Origin of the sequence: Microvirga arvi (assembly GCF_016892765.1) — a bacterium.
In the GTDB taxonomy this organism is placed as follows: Bacteria; Pseudomonadota; Alphaproteobacteria; order Rhizobiales; family Beijerinckiaceae; genus Microvirga; species Microvirga arvi.
The window spans coordinates 117188-129280 of the sequence record NZ_JAFEMD010000012.1 but is presented as its reverse complement, the minus strand read 5'-3'; the positions used below and the strand labels follow the sequence as shown (position 1 = coordinate 129280).

General features: G+C 64.6%; 10 protein-coding genes. 2 read left to right on the top strand and 8 right to left on the bottom strand.

Annotation, left to right across the window (positions count from 1 at the left end):
- Positions 1–133 precede the first annotated feature (133 nt).
- Together ILT44_RS09995 and cckA are read right to left on the bottom strand one after the other, a co-directional pair.
- Positions 134–349, bottom strand: a complete 216-nt coding sequence (locus tag ILT44_RS09995; RefSeq protein ID WP_204239421.1) for a hypothetical protein — start codon at positions 347–349, stop codon at positions 134–136.
- Positions 350–489: 140 nt separating this feature from the next.
- Positions 490–3018, bottom strand: coding sequence for a cell cycle histidine kinase CckA (gene cckA, locus ILT44_RS09990; RefSeq protein WP_204239420.1), 2529 nt, complete (start codon positions 3016–3018; stop codon positions 490–492).
- 386 nt (positions 3019–3404) lie between these two features.
- Between cckA and ILT44_RS09985 the strand changes: the two genes are divergently transcribed.
- Positions 3405–4652: a flagellar biosynthetic protein FliO gene (locus tag ILT44_RS09985; protein WP_204239419.1), complete on the top strand. Its 1248-nt coding sequence runs from the start codon at positions 3405–3407 to the stop codon at positions 4650–4652.
- A gap of 78 nt (positions 4653–4730) precedes the next feature.
- Here ILT44_RS09985 and dksA read toward each other — a convergent pair whose 3' ends face one another.
- From dksA to ILT44_RS09955, 6 genes are all read right to left on the bottom strand, one after another.
- Positions 4731–5150, bottom strand: a complete 420-nt coding sequence (gene dksA / locus ILT44_RS09980; RefSeq protein WP_204239418.1) for an RNA polymerase-binding protein DksA — start codon at positions 5148–5150, stop codon at positions 4731–4733.
- 151 nt (positions 5151–5301) lie between these two features.
- A complete protein-coding gene (locus ILT44_RS09975) occupies positions 5302–6288 on the bottom strand; it encodes a YcjF family protein (protein WP_204239417.1) in 987 nt (328 codons plus the stop codon).
- On the bottom strand, positions 6285–7733 hold the full coding sequence (locus ILT44_RS09970) for a YcjX family GTP-binding protein (protein ID WP_204239416.1): 1449 nt from the start codon (positions 7731–7733) through the stop codon (positions 6285–6287). The genes ILT44_RS09975 and ILT44_RS09970 overlap by 4 nt, the downstream gene beginning before the upstream one ends.
- A 69-nt stretch (positions 7734–7802) precedes the next feature.
- Positions 7803–8879: a hypothetical protein gene (locus ILT44_RS09965; RefSeq protein WP_204239415.1), complete on the bottom strand. Its 1077-nt coding sequence runs from the start codon at positions 8877–8879 to the stop codon at positions 7803–7805.
- A gap of 162 nt (positions 8880–9041) precedes the next feature.
- Positions 9042–9566, bottom strand: a complete 525-nt coding sequence (locus ILT44_RS09960) for a SixA phosphatase family protein (protein ID WP_204239414.1) — start codon at positions 9564–9566, stop codon at positions 9042–9044.
- A complete protein-coding gene (locus ILT44_RS09955; RefSeq protein ID WP_204239413.1) occupies positions 9566–10414 on the bottom strand; it encodes an AAA family ATPase in 849 nt (282 codons plus the stop codon). Before ILT44_RS09955 ends, ILT44_RS09960 begins: the two co-directional genes overlap by 1 nt.
- Positions 10415–10678: 264 nt before the next feature.
- Here ILT44_RS09955 and ILT44_RS09950 point away from each other — a divergent pair, with 264 nt between their 5' ends.
- A complete protein-coding gene (locus ILT44_RS09950) occupies positions 10679–11965 on the top strand; it encodes a cystathionine gamma-synthase family protein (protein ID WP_204239412.1) in 1287 nt (428 codons plus the stop codon).
- The last annotated feature ends 128 nt before the right edge of the window (positions 11966–12093 follow it).

Below are 12093 nucleotides of genomic sequence, written 5' to 3'. Positions count from 1 at the left end.
TTGGCCCGGATGATCTTCTGCTCATTGGTCATGACGGTGCTCCTTGGGAACGCCGAGGCCGGGCGCTACGCACCCCGTCCACTCCGCGCCCGGCCTCGGCTCATGCCTCAGCTTAACGACACCGTCTGTCAGATTAAGTCCAAACTACTTCACTGGGATCGAGAGCAGAAACGGCCATGTCGATATTGCCGCTCATGAGAGCCTCGGTAATCTGCCGGCAGCTCTCGCTGTCATCGGCTGCCTCAGCATGGGCGGGTACAATCATATCCGACAGAGCAAGGAGAAGGGATGCTAGGATCTTGGTTCGCAGGGTGAGAATCCCGCGCCCCCTGGAATATGGAGCATGCATGTCCTGTCCTCCTATAAGAGCACATGACACGATATTACGTTTTATAGGTCTGTCACGTGCGTATCCGCACAAAGCATGGTTCGTAAGTAGCTCGTGCGCTCGCTTCGGAGCCCTCCAACCTAAAGCCGTCCCTTCCCCTACTACCCAATCACCTGCTTCACCGTCTCGACGAGCTGGCGCAGGCTGAAGGGCTTGGGCAGGAAATTGAACTCCTCGCCTTCGGGCAGGTTCTTGCGGAACGCTTCCTCCGCATAGCCGGAGACGAAGATCACCTTCAGGTCCGGGTAGAGTTTGCGCAGCTCGCCGAGGAGAGTCGGGCCGTCCATTTCCGGCATCACCACGTCGGAGACCACGAGATCGACGGGCGCGCCGCGCTCCTGGATGATCTCCATGGCCTCGACGCCGGAGGCCGCCTCCAGCACCGTGTAGCCGCGGGCCGAGAGCGCGCGGGCATTCACGGCGCGGACGGGATCCTCGTCCTCCACCAGGAGGATGGTGCCCTGCCCGGTCATGTCAGCGGCCGGCTTCTTGGCCACCTCCGGCTTCACCTCCTCGGGGGCCTCCTGCGCGGCCGGAATATGCCGCGGCAGGTAGATGCGGAAGGTGGTGCCCTCCCCCGGTCTCGAATCCACGTCGATGTAGCCGCCGGACTGCTTGACGATGCCGAACACGGTGGACAGGCCCAATCCCGTTCCCTTGCCGACCTCCTTGGTGGTGAAGAACGGCTCGAAGATCTTCTCGATGATCTCGGGCGTCATGCCGGAGCCGGTATCGGACACCTCGACCATGACGTAATCGGCCGGCGGCATGGCGCTGACATCGAGCCGCGCCGCCTCCGCGGCCGAGACGTTCGCTGTGCGGATTGCGAGCTTGCCGCCGCCCGGCATGGCATCGCGGGCGTTGACCGCAAGGTTCACCACCACCTGCTCGAACTGGTTCACGTCCGCCTTCACGAACCACAGGTCGCGGCCGTGATTGAGATCGAGTGCAACGCGCTCCCCGAGGAGGCGTTTGAGCAGCATGGAAAGGTCGTAGAGCTGGTCGTTGAGGTTGAGCACCTCCGGCCGCAGGGTCTGGCGGCGGGAGAAGGCGAGCAGCTGGCGCACGAGGCCCGCGGCCCGGTTCGCATTCTGCTTGATCTGCATGATGTCCTGGAAGGACGGATCGGTGGGACGGTGGTTGGCGAGCAGCAGGTCGCTGTAACCGATGATGGCCTGCAGCACGTTGTTGAAATCGTGCGCCACGCCACCTGCGAGCTGGCCCACCGCGTTCATCTTCTGGGCCTGGGCCAGCTGCTCCTCGACCTTGCGGAAATCGGTGGTGTCGAGGGCATAGAGGATGGCCGTCTCCCCGTCCGCGCCGGTATCGCCGACAGGCGTCACCCACACGCGGACGGAACCGCCGCCCTCAGCCACTGTCTGCAGTTCGAGAGGCGGAATGTCGCCCTTGTTCTCAGCTGCCGCCTTGAGGGCTGCCTCGATGGAATCGCGCTCACGGAAGACATCGGGGATCGAGGGTCCGTCCACACCGTTCTCGCCCGTGCGCGGCAGGTTGCCGAAGAGCTTGGAGAAGGGCGCATTGGCGTGGACGATCCGGCCCGCGCGGTCGACCGTCGCGATGGCAATGGGGGTGTTGTTGAAGAAGCGCGCGAAGCGCACCTCCGCCGCCCGCTGCCCCTCGTCGACCTCACCTCCCGCGGACCGGTTGAGGATGAGCGTCCGGGAAGCGCCCATGCGGCCGTCCTGGCCGAAGGCGATGCGGTGATAAAGGCGCACCGGCAGGAATTGTCCGTTGCGTCGGCGCAGATCGAGATCGAGGGTCTCGGTGCGCACGCTGCCCGGCTCACCGGAGAGCGACGTCATCATCGAGACCACGTCACGCGGCACGATATCGGCAAGGTTCAGGCCTCCGGAACCGACCTGCGCGAGATCGTAATCGAGCCAGGAAGCGAGCGTCGCGTTCAGGTAGATGATCGAGCCATCGGGATCGACGGAGAGAAAGCCCGCAGGAGCATGATCGAGATAATCGATGGCATGCTGGAGCTCCTGGAAGACGTTCTCCTGACGCTCCCGCTCATGAGTCACCTCCGAGATGGCCCAGAGAGCCGCCTGCCGACCGTTGGGGCGCGGCACGGGCCGCACGCGCACACGGTACCAACCGAATTCGTGCGAGCCGTTGAGAGAGGGCGACAGACGGACTTCCTCCGTGCCGGTGCGATGTTCGCGTGCGGCCAGAGCCAGTCGGTAGATCGCCTCCGATACCTCGGGAGAGCCGATGAACAGGCGCTCGACCGGACGCACCTCGCCACCCTGGAGACCGGCGAAGGAGAGATAGGCTTCGTTGGCGTAGGTGATGCGTCCGTCATCCTCGATCACCACGAGCCCGTCGCCTGAGGTGTCTGCCATCAGCTTAGTGATATCGTTGCGCGCTGGCTGACCTGAGAACTGAACGACGCCAATCGCCATGGCAAAGAGGAAGAAGACGCCCGCCATGGCAAAGAAGGCCAGAAGCCCGAGGATCAGCGGCTGAGCGTTCTCGATGCCAACGAAGCGCAGGCTCAGGGTGGCTCCGACCAGGAGAGCGGCCAGGAGCAGGACCCATCCGATATGGCCGTGACGGTCAGAGCGGTCGATGGCCGAACCCTTTGGCGTGTCGCCCTCGTAAGCCATGTACAATCAACATCCTCAGCGGGAGCGAACGTGCCTCACGGCACCGGCTGCAGGATTGCGGCCGGCCGCTCGATCTTTCCGATCATCTTACACGGTAATTATTGATTGACCTCTAAGGCCGCACAGCGGAGAGGCGCAAGAGCCCGGTCATCGTGGAATGCCTCCGGCAACCGCTGTCGCCACACGAAATCCCTATTTTCCTTGATGTAGGAGCAAACAGACCCATTTTGGACGGATCGCATCGACCTTGTCCTCGGCTGAAGGCCTCGTGCTGAGGCCGGGCTGCGTTAACCATCTGTTAACCTTGCCGCTGGCTTCGACGGTCAATGTGGTACAACCAACACAGAAGTGGCCTGCGAAGGCCAGCCAACGTTTGAGAGTTCACCGTGTCATCTCTTTTTGGTTTCGAAGCGCCGCGGCCTGTTCTTTTCGTGATCGCATTCGCGATCATCCTCGCCCTGGTCGTGCTCTTCGGCGTCGTCTTCCGCAAGCTCACGGGCGCCCGTCTGATGATGCCGAGCAACGACCGCAGCCGCAGCCGTCAGCCCCGTCTCGGAATCGTCGATGTCTATGATCTCGATCGGCAGCGGCAGCTCATCCTGCTGCGTCGCGACAATGTCGAGCATCTCCTCCTCATCGGCGGTCCGAACGATGTGGTGATCGAGACCAACATTGTCCGCGTTGCCGGCGCGCGCATTCCCGCTCCTTCCGCCGACACGGCACCGGAGCGCTTCGAACCGTCGCTCGAACAGGCTCCCCGTGCACCGCAGGTCGAGCAGAACGGCCGGCCCTCGATCGAGAGCCAGCTTGCCGCCCAGCTTGGCGCCTTCGTACGCCGGCCCTCGGAAGAATCCGACGTGGACGAGGAACTCTCCCCGGTCGCCGCAGTCAGCGCACCGGCTGCCGCCCATCCCGAGCCGGTTCTGAAGCCGGATGCCGTGGCTGTTTCCACCACGTCCGTTATCCCCGGACTGCGTGCCGAAGCGAGGAATCCGTCCTCCCAGAGCACGCCGCCTGCCCCTCCTGCGGCGGTCGAGCGTCCGGAGCCGCGTCCCCACTTCACGCCTCCGCCCTTCCAGTCCCGACCCACGCCGGTGCCGCCGGCCCCTCCCGTGCAGCCTGAACCCGTTCGGCCACCCCAGCCGGCTGAGGACGAAACGGCTACGGCGCCGGAGCGTCCGGCTCCCGACGCAGCCCTTCTGTCGGATATGGCAAAGCAGCTCGAGGAGGCGCTGAAGCGCCCCGCGATCCCTGTGCCGCCTCCCCCGGTCGTACTGCCTGCTCCAGCCGCGATCGCACCTGCCGTGGCGCATGGGGACATCAGGGATGAGGAGGATCTTCTCGATCCGCCTCAGATCGAGGAGGAGCACGTCTCTCGCCATGAAGAGGACGAGCGGGTGGAGGAGGAGAATCTCGCTCCCCGGCCGGAAGCCGCTGCGCCGGTCCAGCCTTCACCCCCGGTCGAGCCGGCCCGTCCCGCTCCGCCTCCGCCCATATCGGCTCCCCTGCCGCCACAGGCCAGGGAGCCGGCTCCAGCATCGCAGAAGCCTGCAGACCCCTTCTCCGTCGAAGACATCGAAGCTGAGTTCGCCCGGCTTCTCGGCCGTCCGCTCGACCCGAACAAGAAGGGGTGAGGCCAGGGCTCTCCCAAAAAGTCCAATGAAAAAGGGCTCCGCAAGCGGAGCCCTTTTGATTTTTCAGGCAGGAATGGATCAGTCGTCCCGGTAGACCCGCTCGTTGCGCTCGTGGCGTTCCTGCGCCTCGAGGGAGAGCGTCGCGATCGGACGAGCCTCCAGGCGCTTGAGAGAGATCGGATCACCCGTTTCCTCGCAATAGCCGTAAGAACCGTCATCGATCCGTGCCAGCGCGGAATCGATCTTGGCGATGAGCTTGCGCTGGCGATCCCTAGCACGAAGCTCAATGGCCCGATCTGTTTCCGAGGAGGCGCGATCCGCGAGGTCAGGATGATTCTCGTTCTCGCTCTGCAGCGTGGCGAGGGTTTCCTGGGCCTCTTTAAGGATGTCGTGCTTCCAGCGGATCAGCTTGCGCCTGAAATACTCCCTCTGCCGTTCATTCATGAAAGGCTCGTCTTCTGTCGGACGGTAGCCTTCATCAATCACGATGTCTGTCATGTTCAGCCGTTCTTCCCCGATGAACCGTGGCGCCCCTATATAGGCAAGCAGGGACCTCCACAACGCCATTAAGCGTCATCGGTTTGTCTAACTGGCCATAAGCCCCCTTATGAGCCTTGGAAAAGAGCGGACCGAACGATATGTCGCACCTTTAGGTGGCCGCAGCCTCCGCCCGGCTGATCAACTCGCCGGCCACATCACCGATTTTCGGCGCCTCCTCGCGAATGAAGGGAAGCGGCCGGCAGACGGACAGGGCCGCCAACCCGAAACGGGCGGTCATGAGCCCGTTCAGGACCCCTTCCCCAAGCTTGGCGGAAATCCGAGCCGCCAGCCCTAGACCCAGCACCTGCTGCATGAGGCTGTCGCCCACGGCCACCCCTCCCGTGACCGCGAGATGGTTGAAGGCGGCCTTAGCGAGCCGCAGGAACCCGAAGAAACCCGGCCTGCCGCCATAGATCCGGGCGAGCGTCCGCAGAAGCCGCACGGCGGCGAAGATCACGAAAGCCACATCGACGATGGCCCGAGGGCTCACGGCCGTCACGAGGGAGACCTGCTTCGCTGCCCCCGCGATGGCACGCTTGGCCTGCAGATCGAGGGGAGCGATCAGCTCCCGCTCGGCGATGGCGAGGCGATCATCCGCGTCGATGATCTCGTCGGTAAGACCCCGGAGGCGGGCGCTGCCCTGCGCCGCCGCAGCCCGGCTCCCATAGAGGTTGATCAGGTCGGAGACAATGCCCTTCGCCGCCTTGTGGTCCTTGACCGCAAGCGCATCGACGGCAGCCTCGCGCAGGCTCTCGATCTTCTGTTCGCGCCATATCCCTGAGATTTCCCGCCCGATGATGGCGAGGAAGGCCAGGACGGCGAGGACCGCGAGTGCCAGGGCCACCCAGCCCAGCCAGGGCGCAATCGCGTAGAGATCCATGACCAGGTTCTCCACCGCGAGCCCGAGGCCGAGCAGCAGGAGCCCCGACAGGGCCGAAAGCAGGATGCCGAGCCAGGGGGCGCGGCGCTTCCCGCCCATGGGCACCACCATGCCGTCAGCAGCCTCGATAGCGTCGAACGGCTCTTCCGTGACCTGCACCGCGCCGGCGGTGATGTTCGGATCGTCGAGGCGATAGGCGCGAGGTTGGCGGCTCATGCGAAGCGATCCCCCAGCAGGAATTCAAGGGCCCGATCGAGCCGGATGTGAGGCATCTTGGCCATCCGGCCCGCCGCATCGACGGGCAGCTTCGGCGGCCGGAAGCGCGGGAACCTGAGGGAGCCCGGCAGGACCGCTCCCTGAAACACGGCCTCCGCACTCTCCGGCAACTCACCCGGAAAGATAGCGGCCTCGGCCTCGCCGTCGAAAACATCGTCACCGACCCGCTCGCCTGCCTCCGGGATGCCCGCGACGGCGCGCAGGGTCTCCCGCCCCTCGCGGATCGTCGTCTCCCGGGTGGCACGGACCGAGGCCAGCGCCACAGTGCCGACCCGAGCGCCGGCAGCCTCGGTCCGGCGCGAAGCGCGATTCACGAGGAGGCGCAGGATCGCATCGAGCCGGTCATGGTCGGTATGATGGACGTGATCCGCCTTGGTCGCGGCGAAGAGGACACGGTCGGCTCGGGGCGAGAACAGGCGGGACAACAGGGTGTTGCGGCCGGTCCGGAAGGCCATGAGCACCTGATCCAACGCCTCTTCCAGTTCGGCGAGCGCCACGGGCCCGGCATCGATGGCGGCGAGCACGTCCACCAACACGATCTGACGGTCGATGCGCTGGAAATGATCGCGGAAGAAGGGCCGGACCACATGGGTTTTGTAAGCCTCGAAACGCCGCTCCATGAGGGCCGCAAAGCTTCCCGGCGCAACCGGCTGGCCCTGGGGCAGCTCGAGCGGCGCGAAAGTGAGCGCCGGGGAACCTGCCAGGTCGCCCGGCATGAGGAAGCGGCCCGGCGGGGTTGTGGCGACGGCTTCCGATCCCGCGCGCAGCGTCGTGAGATAATCCTTGAAGGCCTCGCTTGCTTTCGAGGCGAGCATCTCATCCGAAGCGCCTGCAGGATCGAGAGTTTTCAGCGTCTCGTGCCACCGGGCCGCCATGGAAACCCGGTCGCGCTTTCGGCTCGCCTCGATGGTCTGGCGTGACCACTCGGCATAGCCGGCATCGAGAAGAGCCAGATCGAGCAGCCATTCGCCCGGATAATCGACGATATCGAGGGCAAGCGTGGCAGGCCCCGTGCGCCAGCCGCTTTTACGCTCGTAGTCAACATCTACCCGCAGCTCGCTGATTCGATTGGTGGATTGCGGCCAGCGGCGGCTCTCGGTCAGGGCCGCCATGTGTTCCTCGTAAGGAAACCGCGGCACCGCATCGTCCGGCTGATGAGCCAGTTGCGCCCGCCGGATGCGCCCCTCGGCGGAGGCTCGGAAGGCAGGCAGGTTCGTTCCGCGCGTCAGATGATGCACCAGAGCGGTGGTGAAGACGGTCTTGCCCGAACGGGCGAGGCCGGTGACGCCGAGACGGAGGGAGGGCTGAACCAGCTGGCCAGAGGCCTCCCAGAGCGATTGCGCAGCGGACCCGGCGCGGGAGGCGAGATCGGTGATGACGGACACGAAGATGAACCTAATGCTCTCAAGCCAAGCTTGTAGGTGGGGCTTGAAATCCTAACGTGCAAGGCAGCGTTAGGGCTCCACGCTCTGCGGAGCTTGCCGAGACAGTTCAACCTTCTGCGCGGCCGCCCTGGCGTTCTCCTGAACCTTCGCGACGGCTCGCTCGATCGCGCCCTCCACGAGATCGGGACTTGCGCGCAAGGCCCCTAATTCAAAGGCCGACATGGCGAGCATGACATGCGTGAGATTGGGCAGGGGCGTCCCGTCATCCGCAAAAAGCTTCAGGTCGTCGCTTGGACCCAAACCCAGTCCCTCGACCATCCGGCCTGCATAGTTGCGGTGGCGCTGCTCTTCAGAGGGGCAAGCCGCCGCCACCTGGACTTTCGCGACAGGCTTCGGCGTGGCCGATGCGGTGATCGACGGCTCCTTCACAGGTTTGCGGCGGGCGACGACGAGAGGCTCAGGCGGTTTGGCGGGTTTGGGCTTCTCTCCCATGCCGGCGGCGATGCTCGGCACCCGGTATTGCGGCGTCTTGGGCGCCATCGGGATCACCATGGAAACCCGACCCGGCTTGCCGCTGAGTCCAGCCTTCGCGGTGTACCGCACCGACCCGCCCTTCTGCCTGCGCGAGGCAAGATACTGGGCGCGCACGGTGCCGCCGATCCCCCTTACCGCCAGCATCGCAATACCGCCGATGCCCGTCGCGCCATTGCATTCGGCCGGTGCCCAGCGGCGGACGATGTCGAGGGCGGATTTGCGCTTGAACTCAAGATAGTAGCGCCGCAGAAGGGTTGCGGCGGCATCGGCTCCATGATCGGCCGAAACGAAGCCCACATGGCCCTCGATGTCGGTGGCGAGTTCCCCGTTCCAGCGCGCGCTCTTGATGCACCAATAGTTGTTGAGCTTGACGCAGCGGGTCACGAAGGGGCGCTCGGCCCGGAACAGGGCGGCCATGGCCACGACGGGCTTGGGCTCCAAGGCGTCCATGGCCTCGGAGCGCCAGTTGGTGACCTCACGGCTGTCCGGCTCGTATCGCGCCGCAACAGCCTTAGGCCCGGGCTGCAAGGCGTCGCCTCCGCCGGGATCCGGGTCGCCGGGCAGGAGCGCACGAGCCGCAAGGACGAGCGCATAAAAGGTCTGAGGCACCATGATGAGGAATCAGCCCCCGCTACGGCGGAAAACAATCAGGACGGTTTCAGGCAGAACGATGGTGGGGCGGATATGTTCATCGTTAATGCAGCGCCTTGACCGCCGGTGCGGCTCATTCCACGACTATCCTGCTCTTATCGGGCATAGGCATCCATCGGGCCCCTAATCGTCTTCGCCGGTTCCCAGCGACTTCGGCGTCACGAAGCGTTCGAGCCGGCCGGACTTCTTGGCGATGTCACCCCAGCTCTCCAGTTCGAAGTCGATCACGGCCAGACCGGCGGTCGGATATTTCTGGCCGAGACGCAGAATCCCGTCCATGTCGCCCTCGCCGATCAGGAGCTTGGCAAGCTCCTCGAAGCCCGGATTGTGGCCGATGACCAGGACAGTGCGCATCTTGGGCTCCACCTCCCTGACCACCTCCAGGAGCCGTCCGACGGAAGCCTCGTAGATCCGCCCGTCCGGACGCATCGCGATCTCGCCGAGGATGGGCTGCACCCGCTCCCAGGTCTCCTGTGTGCGCCTGGCGGAGGAGACGATGGCGAGATCGGGCGCAAGCCGCTCCCTCTTCAGATAATCCCCCATGACGAGGGCCGCTTCCTGACCCCGCTTGGCGAGGGGCCGGTCGAGGTCGAGGGTGCCGGAGGGCGAAGCGGCCTTGGCGTGGCGCAGAAGCAGGAGGCGGAGCATCAGCGGCCTTCCCGTCTGGCGATGAAGGCCAGCTTCTCGAAGAGGCTCACATCCTGCTCGTTCTTCAGGAGCGCCCCATGGAGCGGCGGGATGAGCTTGCGGGTGTCGCGCTCGCGCAGCTGCTCGGCGCCGATGTCCTCGGAGAGCAGGAGCTTGAGCCAGTCGAGCAGTTCCGAGGTGGATGGCTTCTTCCGAAGGCCGGGAACTTCGCGCACGTCGAAGAAGATTTTGAGCGCCTCCTCGACCAGCCGGTGCTTGATGCCGGGGTAATGGACCTCGACGATCCGGGCCATGGTCTGAGCATCCGGGAACTTGATGTAATGGAAGAAGCAGCGCCGCAGGAACGCGTCCGGCAGCTCCTTCTCGTTGTTGGATGTGATGATGACGATGGGGCGCCGGGCGGCCCTTATGGTCTCGCCGGTCTCGTAGACGAAGAACTCCATGCGGTCGAGCTCGAGCAGGAGATCGTTCGGGAACTCGATATCGGCCTTGTCGATCTCGTCGATCAGCAGGACGGGCCGCTCGTCGGACTGAAAAGCCTCCCACAGCTTGCCGCGCTTGATGTAGTTGCCGATGTCCGACACGCGCGGGTCGCCGAGTTGGCTGTCGCGCAGGCGCGAGACGGCGTCGTACTCGTAGAGGCCCTGCTGGGCCTTGGTGGTGGACTTGATGTGCCAGGTGATCAGCGGAGCGTTCAGGCTCCTGGCGATCTCCTCCGCCAGGACGGATTTGCCCGTGCCGGGCTCCCCCTTCACCAGGAGCGGACGCTCCAGGGTGATCGCGGCGTTGACGGCGACCGTCAGGTCCTCGGTGGCCACATACGATTCGGTTCCGGCGAAACGCGCCATTCTCAACATTCCTTCCAACGATCTCGAACCTAGCGCATCGTGCGGAAAAGGGGACCCGGTTTTCACTGGCGTGGCCCTTTGGGTCGCCGACGGGGCCCTCCGGGTCCGCGCCGGACGATGCGCACTTCAAAGGGTGGAGCATCGGATGGGTCCCAAAAGTGCAAGTCCACTTTTGGGTCCGATGCTTTAGGTCCTGACCCCACCTTTCGGCAATCGCTCTCATAAGGTAAGCCCATGGCCAACGAAACGGGAGGATAATGACCTATGGCTTACAACCGCTATCACAAGGACCGCATCGGCAATCATAAGCTCAAGCCCGAGACCCTGATGCTGGGCTACGGCTACGACCCGACCCTATCGGAAGGAGCGGTGAAGCCCCCGGTCTTCCTGACCTCGACCTTCGTGTTCAACAGCGCCGAGCACGGCAAGGAGTTCTTCGACTACGTGGCCGGACGGCGTGAGCCGCCTCAAGGAGAAGCGGCAGGCCTCGTCTATTCCCGCTTCAATCACCCGAATTCGGAGATCGTCGAGGACAGGCTCGCGATCTTCGAGGAGGCGGAGGCGGGCCTCCTGTTCTCCTCCGGCATGTCGGCCATCGCCACCACGATCCTGGCCTTCGCCCGGCCCGGCGACGTAATCCTCCACTCGCAGCCCCTCTACGGCGGCACGGAAACCCTGATCGCCAAGACGCTCGCCAACATGAAGATCGGGGCCGTCGGCTTCGGCGACGGTGTGGACAAGGCCGGCATCGAGGCGGCGGCGAAGGAGGCTCAGGGCAAGGGCCGCGTCTCGGTCATCATGATCGAAACGCCCTCCAACCCGCTCAACACCCTGGTGGATATCGCTCTCATCCGGACCATCGCGGACGAGATCGGCAAGGCGCAGGGACATCGTCCGGTCATCGTCTGCGACAACACCTTGCTCGGTCCCCTCTTCCAGAAGCCGCTCAAGGATGGCGCCGACATCTCGGTCTATTCGCTGACCAAATATGTCGGTGGCCATTCGGACTTGATTGCCGGCGCAGCGCTGGGCTCCAAGGAGCTGATGAAGACCGTGCGCCTTCTGCGCTCGGCCATCGGAACGCAGCTCGATCCGCATTCCTGCTGGATGCTCGGGCGCTCGCTGGAGACGCTGGCGCTCCGCATGAACGCGGCCAACCGCAATGCGGAGATCGTAGCAGCCTTCCTGCACGAGCACCCGAGCGTGGCGAAGGTCCACCACCTCGCCTATCTGCCGGAGGGCTCCCGGGCAAAGGAGGTTTATGACGCTCAATCCGACGCCCCCGGCTCCACCTTCTCCTTCGATGTGAAGGGCGGCGAGGCGGAGGCCTTCCGGGTGCTTAACGCGTTGCAGGTCTTCAAGCTGGCGGTGAGCCTAGGGGGCACCGAGTCGCTGATCTCGCACCCGGCCTCCACCACTCATTCCGGCGTGCCGAAGGAAACCCGCGACCGCCTCGGGGTCTCAGACGCCACGATCCGCGTCTCCATCGGCATCGAGCACCCGGACGATCTGGTGGCGGACCTGGCGCAGGCGCTGTCGACGCTAGGGTAACCGGTTTCGCTGCCCTCCCCGTCATCCCCGGAACAAGTCCGGGGATTCACGTCTGCAACCTGGCGGAAGACGTGGATGGCCGGGACAAGCCCGGCCATGACGATGGGAACATCGATTATGCTGCCATG